The sequence below is a fragment of the Acidovorax sp. SUPP950 genome (genome assembly GCF_030158935.1).
GTDB lineage: Bacteria > Pseudomonadota > Gammaproteobacteria > Burkholderiales > Burkholderiaceae_C > Paracidovorax.
Genome location: NZ_BQXE01000001.1, coordinates 462,017 through 483,819 on the forward strand (window position 1 = coordinate 462,017; position 21,803 = coordinate 483,819).

Annotated in this window: 26 protein-coding genes; 3 read left to right on the forward strand and 23 right to left on the reverse strand. The window is 67.2% G+C overall.

The features are described from left to right. Window positions 1-20 precede the first annotated feature (20 nt). From AVME950_RS02165 to AVME950_RS02205, 9 genes are read right to left on the reverse strand one after another with little or no spacing between them, the layout of a single operon-like run. Window positions 21-353 carry a holin gene (locus AVME950_RS02165; RefSeq protein WP_284428575.1) on the reverse strand — a complete coding sequence of 111 codons (333 nt, stop codon included), beginning with the start codon at window positions 351-353 and terminating at the stop codon, window positions 21-23. Between the two features lie 39 nt (window positions 354-392). Beyond that, on the reverse strand, window positions 393-914 hold the full coding sequence (locus AVME950_RS02170; protein ID WP_284428576.1) for a hypothetical protein: 522 nt from the start codon (window positions 912-914) through the stop codon (window positions 393-395). Beyond that, on the reverse strand, window positions 911-1,321 hold the full coding sequence (locus AVME950_RS02175; RefSeq protein WP_284428577.1) for a hypothetical protein: 411 nt from the start codon (window positions 1,319-1,321) through the stop codon (window positions 911-913). The genes AVME950_RS02170 and AVME950_RS02175 overlap by 4 nt, the downstream gene beginning before the upstream one ends. Continuing rightward, entirely contained in the window at window positions 1,318-2,265 is a 948-nt protein-coding gene (locus AVME950_RS02180; protein ID WP_284428578.1) for a hypothetical protein, read from the reverse strand. The genes AVME950_RS02175 and AVME950_RS02180 overlap by 4 nt, the downstream gene beginning before the upstream one ends. A 1-nt stretch (window position 2,266) precedes the next feature. Continuing rightward, complete coding sequence (locus tag AVME950_RS02185; RefSeq protein WP_284428579.1) at window positions 2,267-2,854, reverse strand: hypothetical protein; 588 nt, start codon at window positions 2,852-2,854, stop codon at window positions 2,267-2,269. Then, window positions 2,851-3,222 (reverse strand): hypothetical protein, encoded by a 372-nt coding sequence (locus AVME950_RS02190; protein ID WP_284428580.1) that lies wholly within the window; start codon window positions 3,220-3,222, stop codon window positions 2,851-2,853. The genes AVME950_RS02185 and AVME950_RS02190 overlap by 4 nt, the downstream gene beginning before the upstream one ends. 3 nt (window positions 3,223-3,225) lie before the next feature. Continuing rightward, window positions 3,226-3,735 (reverse strand): hypothetical protein, encoded by a 510-nt coding sequence (locus tag AVME950_RS02195; RefSeq protein ID WP_284428581.1) that lies wholly within the window; start codon window positions 3,733-3,735, stop codon window positions 3,226-3,228. Between the two features lie 9 nt (window positions 3,736-3,744). Continuing rightward, entirely contained in the window at window positions 3,745-4,245 is a 501-nt protein-coding gene (locus AVME950_RS02200; RefSeq protein WP_284428582.1) for a hypothetical protein, read from the reverse strand. Further along, window positions 4,238-4,594, reverse strand: coding sequence for a hypothetical protein (locus AVME950_RS02205; protein WP_284428583.1), 357 nt, complete (start codon window positions 4,592-4,594; stop codon window positions 4,238-4,240). Before AVME950_RS02205 ends, AVME950_RS02200 begins: the two co-directional genes overlap by 8 nt. Window positions 4,595-4,675: 81 nt before the next feature. On the opposite strand from AVME950_RS02205, the gene AVME950_RS02210 reads away from it, so the two are divergent. The 3 genes from AVME950_RS02210 (at window position 4,676) to AVME950_RS02220 (ending at window position 5,965) form a co-directional block, all read left to right on the forward strand. Beyond that, window positions 4,676-5,170 carry a hypothetical protein gene (locus AVME950_RS02210; protein ID WP_284428584.1) on the forward strand — a complete coding sequence of 165 codons (495 nt, stop codon included), beginning with the start codon at window positions 4,676-4,678 and terminating at the stop codon, window positions 5,168-5,170. A 2-nt stretch (window positions 5,171-5,172) separates the two neighbouring features. After that, window positions 5,173-5,637 carry a hypothetical protein gene (locus AVME950_RS02215; RefSeq protein WP_284428585.1) on the forward strand — a complete coding sequence of 155 codons (465 nt, stop codon included), beginning with the start codon at window positions 5,173-5,175 and terminating at the stop codon, window positions 5,635-5,637. An 88-nt stretch (window positions 5,638-5,725) separates the two neighbouring features. Next, complete coding sequence (locus AVME950_RS02220) at window positions 5,726-5,965, forward strand: hypothetical protein (RefSeq protein ID WP_284428586.1); 240 nt, start codon at window positions 5,726-5,728, stop codon at window positions 5,963-5,965. Here the strand turns inward: AVME950_RS02220 and AVME950_RS02225 are convergent. The 14 genes from AVME950_RS02225 to AVME950_RS02290 form a co-directional block, all read right to left on the reverse strand. After that, a complete protein-coding gene (locus AVME950_RS02225) occupies window positions 5,952-7,805 on the reverse strand; it encodes a hypothetical protein (RefSeq protein WP_284428587.1) in 1,854 nt (617 codons plus the stop codon). The genes AVME950_RS02220 and AVME950_RS02225 overlap by 14 nt on opposite strands. Further along, the gene (locus AVME950_RS02230) at window positions 7,805-10,552 is read right to left on the reverse strand and encodes a hypothetical protein (protein WP_284428588.1); all 2,748 of its coding nucleotides are present in this window, start codon (window positions 10,550-10,552) and stop codon (window positions 7,805-7,807) included. The genes AVME950_RS02225 and AVME950_RS02230 overlap by 1 nt, the downstream gene beginning before the upstream one ends. A gap of 73 nt (window positions 10,553-10,625) precedes the next feature. Beyond that, the gene (locus AVME950_RS02235; protein ID WP_284428589.1) at window positions 10,626-11,663 is read right to left on the reverse strand and encodes a hypothetical protein; all 1,038 of its coding nucleotides are present in this window, start codon (window positions 11,661-11,663) and stop codon (window positions 10,626-10,628) included. Then, window positions 11,660-12,724, reverse strand: a complete 1,065-nt coding sequence (locus AVME950_RS02240) for a hypothetical protein (RefSeq protein WP_284428590.1) — start codon at window positions 12,722-12,724, stop codon at window positions 11,660-11,662. Before AVME950_RS02240 ends, AVME950_RS02235 begins: the two co-directional genes overlap by 4 nt. Then, window positions 12,724-14,559, reverse strand: coding sequence for a hypothetical protein (locus AVME950_RS02245; protein ID WP_284428591.1), 1,836 nt, complete (start codon window positions 14,557-14,559; stop codon window positions 12,724-12,726). Before AVME950_RS02245 ends, AVME950_RS02240 begins: the two co-directional genes overlap by 1 nt. Window positions 14,560-14,568: 9 nt before the next feature. After that, the gene (locus AVME950_RS02250) at window positions 14,569-16,155 is read right to left on the reverse strand and encodes a hypothetical protein (protein WP_284428592.1); all 1,587 of its coding nucleotides are present in this window, start codon (window positions 16,153-16,155) and stop codon (window positions 14,569-14,571) included. Between the two features lie 362 nt (window positions 16,156-16,517). After that, complete coding sequence (locus tag AVME950_RS02255) at window positions 16,518-16,979, reverse strand: hypothetical protein (RefSeq protein ID WP_284428593.1); 462 nt, start codon at window positions 16,977-16,979, stop codon at window positions 16,518-16,520. A 10-nt stretch (window positions 16,980-16,989) separates the two neighbouring features. Further along, window positions 16,990-17,484 carry a hypothetical protein gene (locus AVME950_RS02260; protein ID WP_284428594.1) on the reverse strand — a complete coding sequence of 165 codons (495 nt, stop codon included), beginning with the start codon at window positions 17,482-17,484 and terminating at the stop codon, window positions 16,990-16,992. Next, on the reverse strand, window positions 17,474-18,313 hold the full coding sequence (locus AVME950_RS02265) for a hypothetical protein (RefSeq protein WP_284428595.1): 840 nt from the start codon (window positions 18,311-18,313) through the stop codon (window positions 17,474-17,476). The genes AVME950_RS02260 and AVME950_RS02265 overlap by 11 nt, the downstream gene beginning before the upstream one ends. After that, window positions 18,310-18,972 carry a hypothetical protein gene (locus AVME950_RS02270; RefSeq protein WP_284428596.1) on the reverse strand — a complete coding sequence of 221 codons (663 nt, stop codon included), beginning with the start codon at window positions 18,970-18,972 and terminating at the stop codon, window positions 18,310-18,312. The genes AVME950_RS02265 and AVME950_RS02270 overlap by 4 nt, the downstream gene beginning before the upstream one ends. A 41-nt stretch (window positions 18,973-19,013) precedes the next feature. Continuing rightward, window positions 19,014-19,685 (reverse strand): phage adaptor protein, encoded by a 672-nt coding sequence (locus tag AVME950_RS02275; RefSeq protein ID WP_284428597.1) that lies wholly within the window; start codon window positions 19,683-19,685, stop codon window positions 19,014-19,016. Between the two features lie 5 nt (window positions 19,686-19,690). Next, window positions 19,691-20,104: a hypothetical protein gene (locus AVME950_RS02280; protein WP_284428598.1), complete on the reverse strand. Its 414-nt coding sequence runs from the start codon at window positions 20,102-20,104 to the stop codon at window positions 19,691-19,693. Window positions 20,105-20,183: 79 nt separating this feature from the next. Beyond that, complete coding sequence (locus AVME950_RS02285) at window positions 20,184-20,582, reverse strand: hypothetical protein (RefSeq protein WP_284428599.1); 399 nt, start codon at window positions 20,580-20,582, stop codon at window positions 20,184-20,186. A 65-nt stretch (window positions 20,583-20,647) separates the two neighbouring features. Next, window positions 20,648-21,751 carry a N4-gp56 family major capsid protein gene (locus AVME950_RS02290; RefSeq protein WP_284428600.1) on the reverse strand — a complete coding sequence of 368 codons (1,104 nt, stop codon included), beginning with the start codon at window positions 21,749-21,751 and terminating at the stop codon, window positions 20,648-20,650. Between the last annotated feature and the right edge of the window lie 52 nt (window positions 21,752-21,803).

The following is a 21,803-nucleotide window of genomic DNA, read 5'->3' on the forward strand; positions in this document are numbered from 1 at the left end:
GGGTGGGATCTTGGAATCGCTCATTTGCCCTGCTCCGCTTCCAGCTCGCCGAAGTCGGTGGAGACTTGCCGCGCGATGTCGGCCGGAACAGGGATGACGGGCACGCCCGTGGCATTCATCAGGCGGATGCGCGCACGGATCTCTTCCTTCTCGAGTTCGGCCAGGTCGACACGCAGCCGGGCCGCCTTGCGCTTGAAGTGCACGTTGACCAGCACGCCAAACAGGGCGACCAGCACGCCCAGCAGCCCTACAGCGTTGGATTCCAAAAAGGCGGCAACGCCGCCCGCTGCCCCACCGACCAGGGTGGCTTTGTTGCCTATGGAGGCGACCTGCTCGATGGTTTCGATTTTCATGCCCCGGATGATTCCGGGAGGCGGGAAATCGCGCGAACCCTACAGGGGGGCGCCACGGGCCGTGACCGCATGCAGGACGCACGGGTCGAGTCTCCAGGGGTCGGAGTAGCCCAGCGCAGCAGCCACAGCTTCCGAGCAGGACCAGCGCGAGGCCTTGCCCGGCACCACCCACGCCACGAACCCCAGGATGAGCTGCCAGTCGTAGAGCGCCCCCTCGTGGGCGAGGAACCACTCGGCTGCGGCCCGCGCGTTCCCAGCCACCGGCACCACGTCCCATCGATCGCCGTTCAGCACCACGCGCTTGAGGCGCACGCCACCGCTTCTGCCTGCGCGGCGCGCTGAGTGAGCAGGCAGCACTTCCGAGGCCACACTCGATGCACACCACAGCGCGCCGTGGGCGTCCGGCTCGCACGTGCCGTCGGGCATCAGGTGACCCACGCCATCACCGGCTTCGAAGACCAGCTCCGTGTGGCTGTGTGGGCCGCGAAGACGCAGGCGAATGGCGCGGTTGGCCAGGCCCTGCAGACCCGGGCGGGTGGAGCGGTACGAGGCGAGTTTCACAGCTTCTCCGCGGCGATGAAGATCGCGTCCAGGGCGGCAGCGTCCAGGCCGATCGACGGCCCGATCATGGCAACGAACCCGTTGTGCCGCAGCACCTCGTTGCTGTAGTCCCACTCGATGCGGGCGGCCGTCTGCGGGGGATCCGGCAACGCAGCGATCGCGGACTCCACCAGTTGCAGCTTGCCGGCGGCGAGCAGCGCCAGCCTGGCCTGCCGCATCGTCACCGAGGCCGGAACCACGGCGGGGCCGGCGATGGCGGGGAGCGGCACTCCGCCGGCTGCCAGCCAGGCCTTGTAGGCCAGAAAGTCAGGGTTCGTGTTCGGATTGCCCGGCAGGTCCACAGTCGGCACCTTGGTATCTCCGTCCCGGATGACATAGCCTTCGTTGGTCAACTGGTAGATCGTCATGCGTACTGTCCTCCAGTCGTGGTGGAGCCAGCCGTGCTGCCGGGGAGGTAACTCGCGCCGGTACCGGCCGTGAAGATGACAGCGTTGGTGCTGACCAGGTAGCGCGCGCCAGATGCGGATCCCGTGAAGGTCGTCGAGAAGATCGTCACCAGCCCCAGGCGCGCGGCGTTGGCGTAGCACGAGCCGAATGCAGGAGCGCCGCTCAAAGTCACAGCGCCGAACTGGCCTCGGAAGACGCCCCCATCGGATGCGTCAATGTGCGTGGGCGAGTTGCCGGAGATCGTGTAGCTTGCCCCGAACGCGTTGACCGTCGACCCGTTGCCGATGGTGATCTGACCACTGGCGCAGGCCCCGACGTTGATGTTGCTGATTTCGAGGTAATTGGCCCCGCCGTAGAGGACGATGCCGTAGCCCGATGTCGTGGTCTGGATCTTGAGGTACTGGATCCGGTAGTTGCCCGCGGTAGGAGCCTCCGAAATCACGCAGGACCCACTCGTCACCGAAATCACGGTACTGGTGAGGTCGGCCGCGGCGCCGGTGACGATGATCTTCCCACTCCCCACGAACGACCGGAGGCGGAAGCCCGCGGCGTAAGTCCCCGCGCCGACCGAGATCGTGACGTCGAAGCCTCCGTTGTCGAGCGTGGCGGCCACGTCCACGGCCTTCTGGATTGTCAGGAACGCCGCGCCCGCGGTGTTGGCCAGGCCAGTGTTGCTGTCGTTGCCATCGGTGCGCACGTAGTACGTCCGGGCAGCCATGAGCTGCTCGCGCACACTCAGCGCAGCACGGGCGCCGGCAGCCGTGGAGGACCCGGTACCGCCTTGGGCGATCGGGATCACGGTCGGCGTCTTTGTGCGCACCCACCCTGTGCCGTTCCAGGTGAAACGCCCGCTGTTCGATGTCTGCCCCACGGTCGGGCTGGCGGGAAAGTCGATCGCGGCCATGTCACTTCCCCGTGATCGTCAGGCCCACCGCGCTACCGGGGTCGGCGGCCATGAAAGGCGAATACACAAGGCTCAGGGTGATGGTCACGATGTTGGCCTTGTAGAACCCGTGGGTGACCGTCTTCAGGTTGCCGGCCAGCGCCTTCGGGTATGACATGACCGCCCCGGCGGGGGCCGAGGCGGTGCCCTTGCTGTACGCGCGGTTGTCCCAAACCTCCGTGAAGATGGCCTCGCCGGTGGTGGTGTTGTCCAGCGTCAGGTTGAACGCGCAATCGCTGGAGCTGCTGACCACGCCGCTCGCGATCAGGGTCTTCACGCCCCAAAGGTTGGTCAGCACACCCTGCGGGAGCTGGCGCACGCGCTGCGCGAAACGCAGCCAGCGGCCCAAGGCGGTGTAGCTGGAGGCCACCACGTTGAGGAATGCCGGGTCTTCCGCTGCGGTACTGGTGGGGTCCCAGCGGTAGAGGCCGCCCCTGTCATCGCCCAGCACCGTGTCGCACACCGTCAGCACCAGCACATCCGCATCCACCGGCTGCAGCCGCAGGTCGGCCGTGGTGGGCACTTGCAAGGGAGATCGGGTGATGGTCATAGCGATGCGACGACGAGGGCGCCCGAGTTGTTGACGGTGACCCGCCAACGCGTGCCGTTGGGCGAGCGCAGGATCAGGCCTTTCGTGGCGTCCGTGATCTCCACATCCCCGCTGGTGAGGTAGGGCGCCGCGGACTCGTCCGCGTTCTCCCAGGCCACCCAGCACGAGGAGCTGGTGCCGATGTACCACTCGTACATCACCCCGCCGGTACCGTCCGCGCTGGTCTTGCGCCACAGGTCGCCCACGGCGCGGGCATCGCTCGGCGCGGCCTCCTGTTCGTAGTAGCGTCGGTAGCCGAGCAGGCGATCATCGGCCGCCAGCTCGCGTGGGCCTCCGCTGACAAGAACAAGTGCGCGGCGATCTGCCATCGATCAGGCCAGGACGATGGGAAGTTGGGACTGGAAGTTCACCGACGTGGCGCTGGTGGCGTAGCCCAGGTTCTGCACGACGTTGCCCGTCGCCGCCGGCACGGTCGCCGCGCCCTTCCCCGCCGTGGTCTGCAGGAACACCGGGCCCGGCGTCTGGGCTGTCACCTGGGTGTTGGTGCCCTCAAAGTACACCGTCGCCGCGGCGCCGCTCGACACGGCGGAGATCACGAACCCGTGGGCCTCCTTTCCGGCCACCGTAGCGTCGGCCTTTCGCACGGCGAAGGCGCTGGAGTTGTTCCAGATGTTGACGTAGTCGCCAGCGGCGAGCGCCTCGCTCGCGGTGATCGACGCCGTGTCCGCCCCGATGCCCACCGGCATGACGCTGAGGTCCAGGCGACCCGTGGCGTCCAGCGCTGGGATGTCGCCATCGTTGGCGGCGCCCGTGGAAACCACCACGCCAGAAACGCGGGTCAGGATGCCGTTGATGAGGCGGATGAAAGTCTTGGCGGGCATGGTCGGCTCCTATGCGATGGTGATGGGGGGTTGCACGTCCACGAGAACGCGCGTGGCGGAAAGGGCTTGGCCAAGCGCCTGGCTGAACAGCGCGCCAATGGGGAGGGTCTGAGTGGGCTGACCGGCCGTGCCGACGAACACCGGACCGGGCGCCCAGGTCCAGCCGGCGTGTTCCAGCACGTAGGCGGTCTGCACCACGGCCTCGTCGCCAGGGCTGTATGCGTCCGCCACGAGCCCTAGCACGGCGCCGCGGTGAGATGGATTCGTGCTGTCGGCGGGCACCAGCAGGCCGGCGCTGTTGCAGGCCACCGCACTGTGGCCGCTGAGTGGCACGGCGCCGACGGTCACCAGCGTGGCGCCGCCCTCCGGCCCCGGCAGCCCGCGCGGCCCCGGCGGGCCCTGCTCCGCCACGGCCAGTATTTCGGTGGTCTTGAACTCCTCGGCCAGGATCGAGCTGTCGGCCTGCTCCGCCAGGATCTGCGTTTCCTCGACGACAACCAGGTCAGACACGGGTGACCTCCGGGGAAACAGAGATAGAGCCCTGGGCCAGACGGGTCACATCGCCGCCGGGGTGCGCTATCTCGAGATCCCAGACCCCACAGCCCCAGGCGAGCGGCGCCGTATCTCCGTCCGAGACGATCAGATCGATGGTGCCGGCCGTGCCACCAAGGGCGATCCGGCCATCCTCCGTGGTGAGGGTCAGCAGTACGGCGGGAGACTCCACCTCGGCGCGCACCTGCATTCGGGCAGTGCATCCGCTGAGGTCCATCGGCGTGCGGTCCGGCTGCAGCCACTGCAGGCGCCGGCGGAACGTGGCGCCCTGGTAGATGGTGAGCTTGAGCTTGGCCGGGGTGGTCATGACCGGCACTTTGCCGGCCGGCGTGACAGATGGCGAACCCTACCGGGGGGCTGCTACAGTGCCAAAAAAAGGAGGATGGAAATGAACGACGTTCAACTTCGGGGATTGGTCCTTAACGACCTCTACGCGCATCGTGGCGATCACCATTACTTGCCAGCGGGGGAGCGACTCAAGCCACCGATAAGCGACTTGGACCTGATTCGCATATGTGTCCAACTTCAAGAGCACAAATTTGTCGATGCCAAAATCGTGGAATTTATCGAAGGCAGTAGGAAATTAGTCGCCTGTCGAATATCTGCGCGAGGCATTGACGTCGTAGAGTCCGGCAGTTCACCAGATTTGAGGATTGATCTTATGGCTGGGCAAAACATCAACATCACAGGTTCGTCCAACGTGGTGATAGGCGACAACAATCAACTAACTATCCAGCACAGCGTGCAGGAACTCGTGAAGATCATTGACTCAAGCAAGGGGACAGAGGAAGAAAAGGCTGAAGCAAAAGGGCTCTTGGCGCAGTTCCTGCGGCATCCCCTTATCGCCACGGTAGCTGCAGCCGCACTTCAGTCCTTTTGCTAGCCATGGCAAACGAAATTGCCGAGGCCATCAGCAGTTCCCGGAGTCTTACCGCACTGCTGAGACAATTGGATCAGCTGGCGGTGTATGGTGAGTTAATGAACGCCGCCACTGCATTACAAGAGAAGCTGTCAGAAGCCCTTATCGCGAACGCGAGCGGCGCGGAGGAGAAATTGGCGCTCTTGCGCGACAAGCAAAATCTTGCCGAAGAAGTTAGTAAGCTGAAAAACTGGGAAGCAAAATCCCAGAATTACGAGTTGCATTCTCCGGGAGTTGGGCTTTTTGTGTACGCGTCGAAGCCAAGCATGCAGCCTGCAAGCCCACCTCATTGGGCGTGCACAAACTGTTTTGAGCAGCAGGTAATAAGCATCCTTCAACGTGAAGGACATCCATCCAAGTATGTCTGCCATCGTTGCAAGGCGTACATCGGTGGCCATACGCTTAAGGGCAGCCCGGGCGTCCCAAACTAGAGTGTGCAAATTCATGGAAGGGATGGTGGTTTAAACCGCGCTCCATTGCGAACCCCACAAGGGTGAGCGAGCCTGATACAGTGCGCGCATGTCATACCAGCCGCCGCGCGATTTGGAAGAGTCCGAACGCCTTCTCAGGAAGGCGCGCGATCAAGAGCACTTTTGGCAGAACCTCGGTGCGGATGCCTATGCCATCGTCTTCGTACTGGCAGCAGTGGCGGCGCTGAGCATTTTCTTTCTCGGCGTCAGCGCTGTGGTGGGCAGCACGGGGGCGATCGTCGTAGCTGCCCTCTATTTCCTGCTCAGAGGCCGCATCAAGGGCGGCTGACTGAAAAACCACCAGGTACCTGCACCACAGAACCACCCGCCGCACGCGCCGCAGCGCCGGCCTGTATCCGGTTCTTGTAGACCACACCATCCAGCGAATCTCCGTCTGAACTTTGCGCTGTCGCGTTCGCAGCGATCCCAGGCGCTGACTCCGGTACAGCCTGACTGGTGGTACCTGCATTCCTCACAGCCTTGCCCTGGGCAATCTTGGAAAGCAGCACACTGCGCGCTGCAGGACGAGCAGCGAATAGGCCCAAGGCCAACGGGCTTCCCGTCGCAATTCCAGTCCCCAGCACCGTGGCAGCGTCCAGTACGCTGTTGGCCTTCGGTGCCTCTTTCAATGCCTGGGTGGCTTTCGGGAACGCACGACCCGCCTCAGCGATGGTTCGCAATTCGCCGGTGAGCGGCTTTCCTTTCGCGAGTTCGGACGCGAGTTTGATCGCGTTCACAGCCCCAGTTTCGTTGTTCAGGGCGCTCTGAACGCTGTAAGTCTTGGCGATGGTCTGCCGCGCATCCCTGAAGTTCTTCAACAAATCGCCGCCCGGCTGCCCGAGCCCTTTCAGGTGGCCCTCGACCGCATCTTCGAGAGCCCCGGCGGCCTGCTTGTACGCCTTGCCAGCCAGCGCTTCGCCGGCCCTGTAAGAGATGTCCGCCGACTCGCGCATGGTGCGGATCATGTTCAATGCGTCGCCGGCGTCGAACTGGCCCGTCCGAAGCGCGTTGATATCGTCCACGACCTTGGGAACCCTGGCCCCAGGAAAGGAACTGCCCTGGCTGGTGAAAGGGCTCAGGGCGCGATCGAGGGCTGCGCCGTACGATTTGCCAGGAACGACCGTCCCGGAGCTGGCCACAGGAGCGTACGCCTGCGCTGCGGTACGCCGGATGCCCTCCAGAGTGTCGAAGTCAAGCGGGACGTCATCACCTATGCCAAGGGCCTTTCGTGCCAAGCCGTTGGATACCGTCTGGTTGCGCGCGCTGGCCACCTGAGCGGTTTTCACTTTGCCTGAAATGGCCGAAAGGGTCTCGGTCAGCGGGCCCGGCGACAAGTCGGCGGGCGGTATGACATATCCCGCGGCATTCGCCTTCTGTGCAGCTTCGCGGACCTGGGCACCACCTGAAATGGCCACACGACGGGTGGAGGCGGTGAGAGCACTTGGCGCAGCCGCCCCCAACAACCCCGCGGCCAGTTGCGCGCCCGCGCCACCACCGTTCTCACGCACTGCGCCGGCGGCAGTGGAGCTGGTCACTGCGCTGGTTGCCTGGAGAGCCGGATCAGCAGCGAGCGCGTTGCCGACAGCCCGGGTAGTGGTGTTCGAAGCTGCGCCTCTGGCCAGGGCCTGGCCCGCCTTCATCACGCCGCCGGCACCGGCCAGGGCGGAGGTTGCATCGCCCACCAAGCGCTCCTGCGCCGTCTCGGGGGTGGGCAGCCCCAGGTTGGTCAGCGTGTCGTCCAGCGCCTGGGCGGACTTTTGGAAACGGAAGCCGTTGCCCTGCCCTCTCGTCTTGTCGAGTACCGTGTTGGCCACCCCTGTGACGGCATCGGCGGCCATGGCCGGCAGCGCAGCCACGCCGTTGATCGCGTGGCGCGCCGTGAGGCCGACTTGGCGGCTGACCTGCTCGCCAAGCGTGCGTTGGGGTTGGGCCGGTGCTTTCGCCGGTGCCGGCGTCACGATCTCATCCGCATCCCAAGGGTTGGCGGCCGCTGCTGGCGGTGGCGCGGCGGAAGGCACGCGCGCTGCTGGTGCTGCTGGTGCTGCTGGTGGCCGCGCGATGCTTTGCGCGGGCGCGGCCGGCGCTGGCGCGGGCGTAACGATCTCGTCGTTGTCCCATGGGTTGGCCATTATTTCTTCCTCCGCACTTCGCCGCTTGGCGTGGTGTACAGCGCGCCCGATGGCAGCGCCTGATAGCTGGCCGCGTCCGAGACCTGCACGGAGCCGCCGGCAGCGGGCGCGGCGGTGGCCGGCCGCGGCGCGGGTGCGGCGCCGGAATTCGGGGTGATCGGCGTGCCACTCAGCACCTGGTTCACCCGCTTCTCTGCATCGGGCACCTCGGCCAGGATTCCGTTCGTCGCGATCTCTCGGTTGCGGCGCTTCTGCGCCACCACCTCGGGCGTGTCTCCCACCTGGGGGAAGTACTGCTGCCGTGCGTTCGCGAACTCGCTGTCGGCAATGGCCGCGCCGGACTCGCGCCGGAGCACTGCGTTGATGAAGTCGCGCTGGGCCTGCTCGACCTGCTGCTGCTGCGGGCTCTGAGTCCAGTTGGCGGCCGCGCCCAAGCCAACGGAATCCGCCGCCCGCTTGATGTCGCCCGGTCGGTCCACGCCCTGGGCGGCGAGGCCATCAAGCACCTGGCCAGCAGTCTGCATCCGGGTGCCGAACTGCAGCGCCTTCGACTGCACGTCGTTCAGCGGTGCGCGCGCGCCGCGGACGTTGGGATCGGCTGGGCCGCCCTGGATCGCCTCAAGCGATCCGCCTGCGGTCCACCGGTAACCTGCCGGGGCCTGTTGAACCGCCCGCCCCTGCGCCGCAGCGGCCACCCGGCCCTGCGCCTCGATGGCCGCCCGGGTGTTGGCGCCCCGCTCCTGAATGCCGGCGCGCGCCGTGGCGCCGCCGTCCTGCACGCGCGCCACGTCCAGAGCACCCTCGTTCCGAATGCCCATCATGTCCTGCGCGCGGAAGTTGTCCACGGCGGCCTGCCCGCGCGCTGCGGTGCCGCGCTGGATGGAGGTGGCCTGCGTGGCAGCGTCCTGGCGCTGCTGCTCGGGCGTGCGAGCCCACATATTGCCGTTGCTCACAGGTTGCCCGATCGATCCGGAGAACCCTGCTGGCGCGCCGGGAAGGCCGAGGCGGGCGAGCGATTCGGTTGCGGACCGTGCCGCGAGGTTGTCAGCCGCGGCCATGGCGCCGGGCGTGGGCACGCCGCCGCCGGCCAAGGTGGCGAGCTGCGCAGCCGCACCACCTGGCGCGAAGCCCGCAGGGGCCGAACGCGAGGTGCCGTCGGCGTTGCGGATGTCGACGTCACCCGAGATGCCGGCCGGGCCGGAATAGCTGTTGCCGTTGCGCGTGATGAATCCCTGGGTCACCGGTGGCGAGGCGAGTATTGCGGCGGCCGATGGTTGGGCTGGCGCTGCTGCAGGTGGCGCGCCGGCAATGGCCGGTGCCGGAACACCAGCAGCGCCAGCCGGCTGCGAGTCCGCTCCAAGCAAGGCGGCGGCGCCCACGCCCGCCGCGCCCAGGCCTGCTACGCGCCCCACCCCGCTTGCGCCGGCACCCGCTGCCGCTGCACCGCCTGAAGCGGCTGGCGCTCCGAGGGCCGCGGGCTCCACAACGTCGGCCCATTGCGTGGCCTGCCGGGCACGGCCGGCGAAGCCCGCAGCCTCGCCGACTTGGCTGGCGCCGCGCTGGGCCAGCTGGCCGGCAGGCGCTGCCAACTGCTGCGCCGCGCTCGGAGGGGCCATGCCGGCGGCGCGGGTCAGGGCGCCGCCAGAGTTGCCGCCGAGTTGGGCGAGCCGCTGGGCCGCGTCCCCGCCACTGCGGACCAGAGCGCCCCCCTCCTGCACGACCTCCCACGCCGCAGGCGCAGCGCGTTCTGCCTGGGCCACGCCACCCACAGCGCGCGCCGTCGGCGCAGCCGCCCGCCCGGCAAAGCCCGCAGCTCCAGGCAGGGCCGACAGCGTGTTCAGCGCGTTGCGGCCTACGTCGTTGTTCGTGAGGGGGTTGTTCTGCGAGCCGTCCGCCGCCGGCGCCTGCATCCCGCCGGTGGGGATGTCGGCCACCGATCCCAGGCGCTGCGCGGCGGACGGCGCTGGCGCTGGCGCAGGTGCGGGCGGCGCTGCGGCGCCCACCTGCGTGACGCCCGGGCTGGCAGCGGCCGCAGCCACATCGCCGAAGCTGTTCGGGCGCCGGCGCGGGTCATCGACGAGGCCGCCGTCGGCGTAGCCGGGCCGGGCCGGGAGCGTGCTCAGTGCCGCCTGGGCCGGCGGGATGAACGACAGAGTGGTCATGTCGGCCGAGGGCCGGGGTTGCGGCACTGCTGGGGCGGCCGCGCGCGGGGCGAATCCTGCCGGATTCTCCGAGTAGGTGCCGGCCGGAGCCTGGCCGTTGATGGTCACCGCGCCGCCCACGTTGCCGCCGCTGTAGCTGTTGCCCACGCGGGAGACGCTACCCAGCGCGCGCGCCGCGGGCGAGTCCACCAGCCCACCGTCGGCAAAGCCCTCAGGGCCCGCGAAGCCGGCGGGGTCGGAGCTCGCCGCGCCTTCCGATTCGGTGGGCTCGTGCGTGACGCCGCGCAGGATGTCCAGGACGCTGGCGCCGATCTGCTGCACCTGCTCTGGCGTGACGTTCCACTCGCCGTTGCTCAGGGCCACCGGCACGCCGCTGCTCAGCTTCTCAGCGGCGCCGCCCGGGGCGAGGCCCAGGTCCTGCGTGGTGTCGGCCGGCAGGATGTAGGAGCCCTGCGCCACCTCGGCCGGGATGGAGTCGCTGGTGCCGGTGCCCGGACCGCGGATCAGGCCGCCAGTGGCAAAGCCTCGGGGCCCGGGCTTGGGGAGCTGCGCCATGCGCTGCGCAGCAGGGGTGAATCCGTGCATGGGAGTCCTTTCGGGAGATTGCCAGCAGTCTCCCCCGCACCACGCCCCATCACAAACCCTATCGGGGGTGCCGCTACACGTCCTCGCGGTTGATATTCTTCGTGACCGAGCTGCTCCAGGACGCGCCGAAGGACGCGCGGAGCCGGTTGTAGGAGCCCGCGAGTTGCACGCTCAGCGCCTGCAGGTCGGACACCAGGTAGTCCAGCTGCAGCTTGGTCTTGTCCAGCTGCGACACCACCGGCGCGAAGGTCAGGTCGCGTTTGGCCCCCAGTGCAGTGCTGGCCAGCGCCAGGCCCCGCTGGTCGAAGTTGGCAAGCTGGGCGGCCACGGCCTGCACCTGCTCCGCCGCGGCCGCCGCGCCACGCAGCGCAGCGTCGTCGTGCGAAGCCTGTGCGGCGTACAGGGGATCGTCCACCGCACTGACCCACCGCGCGAGCGCACGCTTGGCGTCATGGTTCAGCCGCAGGCGCTCCTCGATGAGCCCGAGCATGAGGGCGAACTCTCGCTGCAGGCCCTCCCCACCCAGCTTTCGCAGCTCGTCCCGGATGGCTTCGTGGGTCCGCTCTTTCAGCACGGCGATCTGGTTGTACACCGCGCCGGACATCCGCGGCGTGTTCTGCCGAACCCCGGCCGCCAGGATCTCATCCTCCTGCCGATGGTGGGCCAGCATCAGCCGGTGGCGGATCTCGTTGGCCTCCTGCTGGTTGAGGGCGATGTAGTCTTCCATCAGCCCGGACACCGTGCCACCTTCCAGCTTGGCCAACGCGTCGGACAGCAACTGGTCGGTGGTGGGCGTGCCGAACCACTTGTCGAAGAACGTCTTCCCCCGCTGCACGGTGCCGGAGTACTCGGCAGAGCCCAGCGCGGCGAAGTCGATCCGGCGATTGGTCAGTGCCGGCGGCACTGCCGATCCGAGGCCAGGCGCCACGGAGACCGTCGAGAACTGATCGCCACGGTACATGGGCTCATCGGTGAGCCGGGGCGCTGCAGGCGTGGTCAGCGGCACGTTGTAGCGGGTGGCCAGCGCGCCGGCCTGGGCCGCGAAGGTGGACTCCAGCGTGGTGGCCTCCGCCAGCACCGTCTGCGCAAACTCCACGAAGCTCGTGCTCATGTCGCGACCCCGTTTTCATCGATGTTGATGGTCTTCCAGCGCTCGGTCAGCGATCCGGAGCTGCCGATGGAGCCGCTGCCGCTGACGGCGTTGAGCGCGGCGCTCAGTTGGCGGGACACCTCGCCGGCGGCGGCCACGATGGCGCGCGTGGCCTCCGCGAAAGCCTGGTTCTTCAGGTCGTGGTCCAGCTTCCAGCTCGCGTAGGTTTCGCGCATGGCGGTGTTGTTGCGCTCACCATTGGCGACGACCTTGCCGGCCCGGGTCTCGAACGCCGTCTGGTAGATGCGCGCGTACCGGCCGGCCAGGTCCTCCTGCGTCGGCCGGATGCCCTGGGCCCGCGCATATGCCGGCACGGCCACCTGCCCGGTGAACATCATCGTGGTCGCGAACGCCTCGCCCATCTCCCCGTACAGCGCCTTGGCCGCACGCAGCCGGATCTGGACCAGCTCGTCCTGCAGGCCACGGTCGAACTCGAGGAATCGTCGCTCCATGGCGCTGAGCGCCACCGTGGCCAGCGTGTCGATGCGGTTGTCCGCCCGGTCCACCGCTGTGTTGCGCGCATATGTCGGCACCAGGTACTCGCCGGCGCGGGCCAGCCCCTTGGCGCGCGCTACTTCGGCGTCCATCAGGGCCTGCTGCGCAGCGCGCGCAAAGTGCTTGTCGCCGACCACGCTGATGGCTTCACGGGGGTCGATGAAGATGTTGGCCAGCCGCTGCATCATGGCGCTGCGCTCGCCCTGGCTCAGCCCCAGCGGGCCGAAGAAGGCATCCGAGAACGCGACCGCGGCGCCGTCGAGGTCCATGCCGGCCACCCTGGCCAGGCGCTGCGCGTCCCCCGTTGCCATGCTGGCGTGCAACGATGTCCAGCCCGAGGCGAACCCGGAGTCTTGCGAGTCCCTGAAGGTCGAAGACTGGACGCTGAGGTCACGGTCGATGTAGGGCTTGGCCGCGGCGATGATCACGTCCAGGGCGGCCTGCCGCGTGTGGGGCGCCTGCTCCAGCTTGTTGACGACGTTGCCAAGCGTCAGCCGGTCCTGCTCGAAGACGGGAAAGTCGGCCATCAGATCCTCCGGGTGGTGGGCAGCACGACGAACTCCACCGAGTCGAGGTCGAAGTCGGCCCCGGCCTGGTTGAAAAGCTCGAACTCGTAGTAGGAGGCGCGCAGGCCCCGGCCGAGGTCAAAGCGCTGCGTCCTGGCGTGGCCGTCCACGCGGCGCGGCCGGTAGGTGAAGGTCTCCTTGCCCGTGCTGACGCGCAGCAGCAGCTCGCCGGTGGAGGCCAAGCCCGCGTAGAACGTGGGCAGGTGTTTGAGGGCCGATGTGCCGAACGTCTGTTTGCCGAAGGAGACGAACGCATCGATCGGCGCCCCGGCATCGGACTCACCGCCGAGCAGGTAGACGGCCGTGCCGCGGGTGCCGTAGTAGCGGCCCTCGCGCTCGTACATCTGGTCGAAGTCGAAGCCCGAGTACTCCGACATGGCGCCCGTGCCGTAGTTGAAGACCCAGGTCTTCGCGTCCTCGGCGCGGCGGCTGCCGGTGAACTTGGTGTTGCCGGCTTGGGAGCTCAACGCCATCTCGCTGTCGAAGCGGGCAGTCAGGACGCTACTCAGCCCGGCCGAGAAGCTGGCAAGCACGCCCGAGTCCATGGTGGCGGAGAGCACCGCCTGCACGCCAAGGCTCCCGATGACCGCCGCGCTGCTGGTGAAGGAGATGGCAAGGTAGGTGAACGGCGCCAGCCCATCGGCGCACACGAGCAGCGAGAGCATCTCCGCCTTATCCTCCAGCGGCCCGCCCTGGCCGAACGCGAACCATTCGGCACCGATGTCCGATGCTGAGCCCGAGGCGCCATAAGGCGCGTCCGCGCCCAGCGCCAGCAACGTCTGCATCGTCGCGCCACCTCCACCCACGCCACCGGTGAGCCCCTGGCCGCTCGACAGGAGCAGGGCCAGCCGCGCCGTGCCGATCCCGAAGTCCGGTTCGGGGAAGCCCGCCTCGCCGGCCGCCGAGAAAAGGCCCAGAGCGCCCTCACCTGCGCCATAGGCGTAGTCGCCGCCGCGGGACAGGAATCGGCCGATTGAGGAGTTCACGCGCCAGATGTCGTAGCCCTCGCCCGACGCCTTGAACACGCCCAGGCTGGCCGTGCCCTTCGCATAGGGATCGCCGCCGGCGGCCTGGATCGGCTCCATCGTGGCGGCACCATGGCCTTCGGCGCTCTGCGTCATGCCCAGGTAGACCACAGTGTCGCCCGCGGCGTACAGCGCCGCATCCAGAGAGACGGGCCCCGAGCTGGGTGTGGAGCTTGTGTAAACCACATCCCCACCGGCAGAGATCTTCACCACGCCCGCCGACCTGCTGATCCGGTACGTGGTGCCGGGCACGTGCACGCCGCTGACGCCCTGGTACATGCCGCCCTCGGTCACCCGATACCGCCCGGAGCCGAACTGCAGTGCGTGCGACGCCTCTGCCGGTGACGTCGTGGAGTCGTTCGCCGCCAGCCCCACCACTGCGCCCGATGCCTGCGGCACCGAGAACGCGAATGCACCATCCTCGGTGAGCACGTCCACCGTGTGCGCGCCGCCCGTCCACCCGAGGTTCAGTTCGGTGCGTGAAGTACTGGGTGTGCTCGGCGTGCCGGGCGTGGGTGCGATGTACGGCTGGCCGGGCGAGCGGTTGATCACCTGGACCTCACGGCAGATCCGTACAGTGCGGCCGATCTCGTTGCGGGTCCGATCGTCCGAGTACTGCCCAGTGCCGAGGAACACCCAGTTGCACACGACCGCAGTGGTCACATAGTCGCTGGGCGGGATGTAGGGCTGGCCAGGGCTGCCGGGCGTGCCTGGGGCGCCGGGCGTGACCGTCGTGCGCTCAATGAGCTTTTTCGTCAGGGTTCCAGGCATCGGGCGCTTTCATCGGTACAACCACGGTGCGCCAGGGTATGCGCGGGCCGCGGCGCCTTCAAACCTCAACGGGGTGACCACGCTCGGGCTCACGTAGGCCAGTTCGTCGCCTTGGTCGGGCCGGTACTGCTTGCCAGCGATCACCGCGCGCTCCGGTGGATAGCTCGGCCCCGTTTCACCGTCATAGGCCATGCGCGGCGCCGGGCACTTTCGGGTGAGGACGGCCGCGCGGCGCCAGGTCTGCCCGAGATCGGTCGACCGGTAGATGTACCACCCTCCCTCCTGGCCGGCTGTGGCCGGCTCGTAGACTGCGGTCCCGATCGCGCGGCCCTCGTTGTCCAGGCAAAACACTGATGGCGACGCTCCGCTGCGCAGCCGGCTCCACGGGAATGGCCGCCGCAGGACGGTGCCGTCCTCAAGCACCACGATGACGCCCGCGTGCTCCAGGTAGCCTGCCGAGTCATCGATCAGCACCGTACCGTCCAGCGACAGGCGGGCGTAGAGGTAGGCGAACTCACCGGTGAGGTACTTCGGCGGCTGCCCTGGCCCCACCACGCCCGTCGTGGTGTTGTTGAGCGCGGTGTCGAGATGGGCGCGCGCGTAGTAGCTGATCACGGCCGCGCCGCGGGGGCGACAGGCGCTGCGCAGGTCGATCTGGTACCCCGGCGCATCGACCTCCGCCACCTGCACGGTGAGATCCTTGCCCGCGCGGAAGATGCGCCAGGCGCCGCCCTGGGCCGCGTTGGACGCGTCCATGAAGAACCCCGCGAGCAGCGCAGAGTCCGGCGTCCAGGGCACGCCCAGCAGCCCGGCTCGCAGCGCCTGGGGGTTTGTCAGCGTGGGGTTCTGCCCGATGGTGAATCCCCCGCTCGTGAGCTGCCAGGGCTGGTAGAGGGTCATGTCCCAGCCGGCACCGGGCCGCTCGAGCCAAGTCACGCCCTCGTCCTCGGTCCAGTAGATCCTGGGCGAGGGCAAAGGGAGGTATCCGAACCGGGTGCCGCTGCTGTCCCGCGATGCGGGGTCCAGGTTGCCCCGGCCACGCACCACGATCGCCACCATGCTCTTCTTGGACGTGGCCACCACCAGGGGCGCGAGGTAAGCGTCATTGTGGTCGGCGATCACAGGCGCGCCGCCGGGGCCGACCGCAGACGGAATGTCAGCGAGCGTGGTGTTGCCGGTGCTGGGCAGCGTGCGCACCACCGGCGCCCGGTTGCCCGAGAAGAGCGCGATTTTCGGGGGATCGGAGAACACCGCGGAATAGTTGCCCGAGCCCGTGGGACGGGCGTAATTCGCGCCCACGAAGCCGATACCCCAGGTCTCCCGGCCCGGCTGGCCGTGCAGCGCGAACGGCAGCACGAAGGGCTGGTTGCTGGGCGTCTCGTCGTGGTTGATCACGTAGCGCGGCGCAGGAAAGGCGTACCGCAGGCGCAGCGCCTGGCGCTCCATGTCGACCGAGTAGACATTGGTGAGCAGCGATGACACGTACAACCCTGGCGCGTCGGGCTTGGGATTGATGGCCTGGGGCGTCCCGCCGTCGATGGTGATGCTGATCGCGAGCTGCCCGTCGCCGACGGCAACGTCCAGCGGGTAGGTCACGCAGGGCCCTGATGGTGGGGTGCCACCCCGTGGCCAGATGCTGGCGGCCACCTTGGTCTTCTGGAAGGCCGCGCCCAAGTTCCGCGAGCGCTCGACCACGAAGGGAGCGGTCTCTACGCCCCGATCAGCGAATGAGGGGTCTCCGAAGGCCGCCGCGAGAAGCGTTTCGCCTGGGTCGGTCGGGTCAGGGGTAAAGGTCACCCGGGTCCAGTGCCCATCGATCCCGTTGCCGGCCTTGTCGGTGGTGAGACTGCCGCCCAGGACTGGGCGGGCCTGTGTCATGTGGTCCAGGCCGACGCCGGCCTGACCGACCACGTCGCGGGTGTCATCGGCGCCTTCGCGGCGCGTGAACCCCGCCATGGCTACAGCGTCGGCGCTGCGACGAAGTAGGAGTTGATCGTCTGCGTGGCGCCATTCACAAGAGCCACAGAGCTCAAATTGAGCTCCGCGCCGAGCACGGCCACGGCGCCCTGCATGCGCACCTCGGTGGTAGAGGCCGCCCCGGTGTCGCCCGTGGCCACGTGCCGGTAATAGGCTGCCTGACCCGTTGCCACATTGACGCCGGACCAGACATCCACGTCCTTCGCGAGCACGCCACCGGCAGCCGTTGCCTCGAAAGTGAGAGTGCTTCCAGGGGTTCCGCTCGCCGCAGAGCCCTTGGTGATCACGCACAGCAAGGTGCCCGTTTCGGCCGCATCCGCGGTGTTTGGCACCGGGCCCGTGAAGATGCGGATGCAGCCACCGTCGCCGGCTTCCAGCAGGGCTTTCAGGGAAGACTGTGCCAGCAGCTTGTCGCGCAGACCAGTCGAGAGTTTGAGGGTCATGATGGTCCTTTCAGGCAGACACGAGAGTCAGACCGCCGGTCACTTCCAGGCGCGAAGTGGCATCGACGTTCTTGACGGTGGGGAACTTGACGACCGAGAGCAGGACGCCCGCGGGCGCACCCTTGGTGGGGGACGAGGACAGGAAGCCCCCGTAGATGGTTTCGGTGGCCGAGAAGTTGAACTGCGCCACGGAGGCCGCGTTGTTCACCACGCCCACGCCGGCGTTCTGCGGCACGAATGCGGGGCGCGTGCCTTGGCTGTAGGCCAGGGACTCCACCGCCAGCGCGTTGATGGTCGCGGCGCTGACCGTAGGGGTGGGCGTGTAGTTGGTCTTGTACAGGCCCAGGTACCACTGGGCAGGGATGGCCGCGCCGAAGAAGAGCGCGTCCGAGATCAGCGAGACGCCCTCGGCCGGGACCAAGTTGGTCGCCGTTTCCTCCTGCACGAGCTCGCTGCCCTTGAAATGGCGGAGCCGGTAGACCACCGCGATACGTTCAATGTCCATGTCCATAATTCACCTCGTTGCGGATGACCTCCGCGTCCATGAAATCGGATGACACCGCAGCGCTGGCATCCGGCGCGCCGTGCAGGGTCATGACAAGCTGCCGGAGGCCGCCGGCCACTCGGTAGAGCGACGTGCCGGTCAGCGTTGGCGGCAGGAATCCCGTCTCCAGGTGGTCGGCGGCCAGGGCCTCTACCTGCCCTCCTGCGCTCCCTGTCACCGGCCCTTGGCTGGAGATCCATGCGAAGCGCTTTTCCTTCGCAATGGCGGTGACGCTGCCCTGGATGATCTGTGCGGGGTGCACCTGCAGCGGTGCCGAGCCCTGCACGTCACCCGCTATGAAGTACGTGGCATCGGAGCCAACGTAGAGGCCATCGTCGGTGGAGAAAACTGCAGTGATCTGCCCACGGAAGGGGAGGAAGTTGCGGTCCGCCGTGGTGCGCGCGCCGCGGCCGAATTCATCGCCGTCGAGGTAGGGATCGCTGAAGAAAAGCGTGTCCCCGAATGCCGCCACATACCGCCCGAAGTGCTTGCAGCTCAATGCCCGCGGCTGCGGGTTCATGAGGTCGCGCAGATCGTCGTTGGACAGGATCTCTTGGCCCGAGGTGGAGTGCGTGCGGACTATCGGCAGTGCGACCGGGAAATCCTGCGGCACCGATTCGCCCGAGGCCAGAGCAAAGCCCTTGCGCCGGCGCAGCCGACCTTCGTCGGTCACGTCGACGTTCGAAGCCGCGCGCAGCAGCGCACCACCCCGCTCGCTCCACAGCTCCTCGTCGCTGCGGCGGTTGTCGGCGCCTCCGGGGAAGGGCCCGATGCGGACGGGATCGGTCATCGCTCCTGCGCCTCCACCAGTCGGGTCCACGCCAGCGGCGCAGCCTGGCCCTGCACGGTCACCCGGCTCAATGCCCAGGCGCCAAGCAGCTTGAAGGTCAGCCTGAGCTTCGGTGAGAGCGGCAGGGAGGCGGATCCAGAGTAGACGGGGATGCCGTCGAGCTCCACCGACTGCGATCCGTTGCTGGCCGTGAGTCGCACATGTCTCTGCACGCCCGGCGAAGGGATCGCCGGTCGGATTCCGGCAGAGCCTCCGCTGCCGGGCCCGTACGCATAGCCCGTGCACAGCGGTGGGTCGTACAGGGAACTGCCAGGGCTGTAGTAGAGCGCGGCGCCCACTTCCAGCTCCACGTCCTCACTCTCGACCAGCGTCATCTGCCCCACCAGTTCGGCTCGGGCATCAACGCCCTCTAAGCCGATGAAGTCAAACTCGGCAACGAACGTTGCATCCGTGAGAACCTGGGAGCCGACGAAGTCCACGTAGACCAGGTTGAATCCGGCCCCGAGCTGCACCTGACCCCCTGCAAGGCTCGTGGCCGCCGGTGGGTATCCATCCGAGTGGTGCCAGACGCCTGCGCCAATGGCAGGCGCGTGTCCGTCGACACTGCCGGAGCCGTTGAAGTCGTCTAGGAAGATGGTTGCCATGGCCGTGATGGTCACGGCTGGGCGCGTTTTCGGGAAACCCTATCGGGGGGTGCCGCCTACCAAGTGAATCGGACGATTGGCGACCTGCGATCGCGCTGCTTGCGCTGCACGTTGGCATCGGGGCGTTGCCCAAAATTCCCGACGAAGATCGCTTCGAAGTCGGCCGCCTTGGCCTTGTCGAGGGTCTCCGCATCCTGCTTCAGGTAAGCGCATCGGTACACCCAGTCTTTCAGCTGCTCATGGAAGCGAACGGGCAGCTCTGGCTTCTCCGTGTCTCGATCCTCGCACAGCGGCTTCAACGCACCGCGGTAGACCGTTAGATTCACCACATCCGCAGCAACGGGCGTGGAAACGAGCCGAAGCTGCGGGGGCATCGAGCCGCTGGCCTGCGCGAAGATGAACCGACGTGGATGGCCGTTGCGGGATTCCCAGTCGCGGTATTCGCAGTCCAGCGATTCGATGCTGGTTTCATCCAGCGGTCGCCCGCGCAGGGTCACGCGCTTGACCTGGAGCACGCTCGGGTGCAACGCATAGGTGGCAACACCTGCCTGCAGAGGGATCACGCAGACTGCGGGGGTGCTACGGTCCTCGGTCAGCAGCGCGCGCTCATTGGCCTCTTGAACCGCAGCGTTGAGGTAGCGCACGAGTTCCTGGTCGCTCCACAGGTACGGCTGCTCTTCGTCCTGCAGGTCGGCGCGGAATGCGGCCAGGAAATCGGCGACGTTCATTGCGATCAGCCTGCCGCGACGTCCTCGAAGGCGGCGTCGGCTTCCTCGCGCGTGATCTCGAAGCCCAGACGCGCTTTCAGACGGTTGAGGTTCGGCTTTCCGTCGGCGTTGAAGTCGCCCTCGTTGCTCCCATCCATCATCTGGGTCAGCGTGGAGCGGATCAGCGCCGAGCGGGCGGCGGAGGCGTTGTTGGGGTCGGTGAAGGAGTCAGCCACATGCTGCGGCAACGCGCCAAGGTCAAGCCGGCCGTCCGAGCCATTCGCCGCGAGTGCGAACATCGACTCAGGAACAGCGCCGCGGGCGACAGCCTCGCGATGGAACATCGGATCCAGCGTCACGCCTTCGTGCGTAACAACTGCCGTGTGGCCGGACGTCAGCGCGACGTGCAGCGGGTCATGGGTGGGGGCATGGAATTTCATGATGGTGTCCTTTGAAAAGACCCGGCAGCGCTGGGCCGCCGGGTAAGGGCCGTTGCCGGCCTGACCACAAGAGAACTGATCAGCCCTGCGCGAAGGCAGCACGGCCTTCCACGTAGTACTGAATGGCGATGCGGGCGGAGCCTGCAGTGGCGGCAGCGCCGGTCTGGGCGACGAGGGCTGTCAGGAAGTCCAGCGTCGAGTACTTCAGGCCGACAGGAACCAAGGCCGTGCGGCCCGCCGTCTTCAGATCGATGGGGGTGGGCGTGTAGCGGTCGTCGTCGGTGGCGTCACCCAGCTTCAGCGTCGCGGTGGTGGCGCTGTTCCAGGGCGTGCCAACGGTCACGTCTCCACCGACGATCACGGCGTTTGGTGGAAGCTCGATGGCCTTCTCGGCAGTGCCATAGGCGGGGTCGGCGAAGCCAACGATGAGGTGAGCGACGATCAGCTCTTGCCGACCGGAGTTTTTCTTCAGGGCCATGAGGGCCTCCTTTCATCATCAACGGGAGGGAGGAAAGAGGCCGAAGCCCCTTTCGGCGGCGGCTGTCAGCCGATGAAGTGATCCACCGCGACGGTGCCGAAGTCTTCGACCGTCTTGTTGTAGATCGAGTAGAACTTCGGCTTCAGGAGGCCGAACATCTTGTCGATGTTGATGCCCTGCTGGCTGTCGTACTGGAATTCCTTTTCGGTCCACTCCGCCGGCCCCAGGTCCGCCATGCCCAATGCCTGGGCGCCGCACAGCACGGTGCGGGTGCCGTTCACGTTGCCACCCGCGCCCCACTTGGAGCCAGCGGCCGCGCCCTTCGTGGTGTAGACCAGACGATGCTCATGCAGCACTGCGCCATCTACGGTCACGGTGGCACCGGTGAACCAGGGCGAATCGGTGCCAGACTTCGTGGCCACCGCAGTGACGGCGCGCAGGTAGTCTGGGTCGGTCTTGAGCGCGGCCAGAGTCCCCGGAGCGACCAGCAGCACGTAGTACTCCTTGCCGCCTTCCATCAGAGGCTTCACATAGTTCTCCTTCGCATAGGCGATGAGAGCCACGATCATCTTGTAGCTGGGCAGGAACGACGACGTGATGCTTCCGGTCGTGGACGGCACCAGGTCGGTGCCGGTCCACATCAGCGAGCGCTTGGCCGACGGGGCGGACACGTCGGCGGCGAAGGCCAGGTTCGGGAAGGGCGAACCCACACGCAGCGCGCCGTTGTTCTGGTACGCGTAGCTGATGCCGGAAAGCGTGAGAAAGACCAGCTGATCAATGCGGTTCGCGAGCCAGTACGCCAAACGGTCACGGCCCATTTCACGGAAGTTGATAACCGTCTTCTGGTCGGACAGCTTGCCCTTGTTGCGCACGCTGTGGGTGATCAGATCGATGGTCACCGTCTGCGCGAAAGACTGCATCGCCTCTTCGTTGCCTTCGCGCTCGTTGTCGCCAATCACGCCATCTTCGACCAGGTCGGCCACCAGATGCATGATCACTGCCTCGCCCTTTTCGGTCTTGGTCAGCTCGGTGATGCGCTGGATCATGGCCGATTGGCCAGTGCCCAGGAAGCGCTTGACGAACATCTGGTCGCGGGCAGCCTGCCACACGTCGCGGGACCAGACGAGTTTTTGTTGCGGCGTCAGCGCCGCGAAATTGGTAAGGCTCATGCCATGCTCCTCGGATTGGTTACGGACTGAGGCGTGCGCTGCCAATGCGGAG

What these genes read in the sequence shown, in the direction of transcription:
- AVME950_RS02165 (WP_284428575.1), bottom strand. Translation starts at nt 353, where the DNA reads ATGAAAATCGAAACCATCGAGCAGGTCGCCTCCATAGGCAACAAAGCC.
- AVME950_RS02175 (WP_284428577.1), bottom strand. Translation starts at nt 1,321, where the DNA reads ATGACGATCTACCAGTTGACCAACGAAGGCTATGTCATCCGGGACGGA.
- AVME950_RS02180 (WP_284428578.1), bottom strand. Translation starts at nt 2,265, where the DNA reads ATGGCCGCGATCGACTTTCCCGCCAGCCCGACCGTGGGGCAGACATCG.
- AVME950_RS02185 (WP_284428579.1), bottom strand. Translation starts at nt 2,854, where the DNA reads ATGACCATCACCCGATCTCCCTTGCAAGTGCCCACCACGGCCGACCTG.
- AVME950_RS02190 (WP_284428580.1), bottom strand. Translation starts at nt 3,222, where the DNA reads ATGGCAGATCGCCGCGCACTTGTTCTTGTCAGCGGAGGCCCACGCGAG.
- AVME950_RS02195 (WP_284428581.1), bottom strand. Translation starts at nt 3,735, where the DNA reads ATGCCCGCCAAGACTTTCATCCGCCTCATCAACGGCATCCTGACCCGC.
- AVME950_RS02205 (WP_284428583.1), bottom strand. Translation starts at nt 4,594, where the DNA reads ATGACCACCCCGGCCAAGCTCAAGCTCACCATCTACCAGGGCGCCACG.
- AVME950_RS02210 (WP_284428584.1), top strand. Translation starts at nt 4,676, where the DNA reads ATGAACGACGTTCAACTTCGGGGATTGGTCCTTAACGACCTCTACGCG.
- AVME950_RS02215 (WP_284428585.1), top strand. Translation starts at nt 5,173, where the DNA reads ATGGCAAACGAAATTGCCGAGGCCATCAGCAGTTCCCGGAGTCTTACC.
- AVME950_RS02220 (WP_284428586.1), top strand. Translation starts at nt 5,726, where the DNA reads ATGTCATACCAGCCGCCGCGCGATTTGGAAGAGTCCGAACGCCTTCTC.
- AVME950_RS02225 (WP_284428587.1), bottom strand. Translation starts at nt 7,805, where the DNA reads ATGGCCAACCCATGGGACAACGACGAGATCGTTACGCCCGCGCCAGCG.
- AVME950_RS02230 (WP_284428588.1), bottom strand. Translation starts at nt 10,552, where the DNA reads ATGCACGGATTCACCCCTGCTGCGCAGCGCATGGCGCAGCTCCCCAAG.
- AVME950_RS02235 (WP_284428589.1), bottom strand. Translation starts at nt 11,663, where the DNA reads ATGAGCACGAGCTTCGTGGAGTTTGCGCAGACGGTGCTGGCGGAGGCC.
- AVME950_RS02240 (WP_284428590.1), bottom strand. Translation starts at nt 12,724, where the DNA reads ATGGCCGACTTTCCCGTCTTCGAGCAGGACCGGCTGACGCTTGGCAAC.
- AVME950_RS02245 (WP_284428591.1), bottom strand. Translation starts at nt 14,559, where the DNA reads ATGCCTGGAACCCTGACGAAAAAGCTCATTGAGCGCACGACGGTCACG.
- AVME950_RS02255 (WP_284428593.1), bottom strand. Translation starts at nt 16,979, where the DNA reads ATGACCCTCAAACTCTCGACTGGTCTGCGCGACAAGCTGCTGGCACAG.
- AVME950_RS02260 (WP_284428594.1), bottom strand. Translation starts at nt 17,484, where the DNA reads ATGGACATTGAACGTATCGCGGTGGTCTACCGGCTCCGCCATTTCAAG.
- AVME950_RS02265 (WP_284428595.1), bottom strand. Translation starts at nt 18,313, where the DNA reads ATGACCGATCCCGTCCGCATCGGGCCCTTCCCCGGAGGCGCCGACAAC.
- AVME950_RS02275 (WP_284428597.1), bottom strand. Translation starts at nt 19,685, where the DNA reads ATGAACGTCGCCGATTTCCTGGCCGCATTCCGCGCCGACCTGCAGGAC.
- AVME950_RS02280 (WP_284428598.1), bottom strand. Translation starts at nt 20,104, where the DNA reads ATGAAATTCCATGCCCCCACCCATGACCCGCTGCACGTCGCGCTGACG.
- AVME950_RS02285 (WP_284428599.1), bottom strand. Translation starts at nt 20,582, where the DNA reads ATGGCCCTGAAGAAAAACTCCGGTCGGCAAGAGCTGATCGTCGCTCAC.
- AVME950_RS02290 (WP_284428600.1), bottom strand. Translation starts at nt 21,751, where the DNA reads ATGAGCCTTACCAATTTCGCGGCGCTGACGCCGCAACAAAAACTCGTC.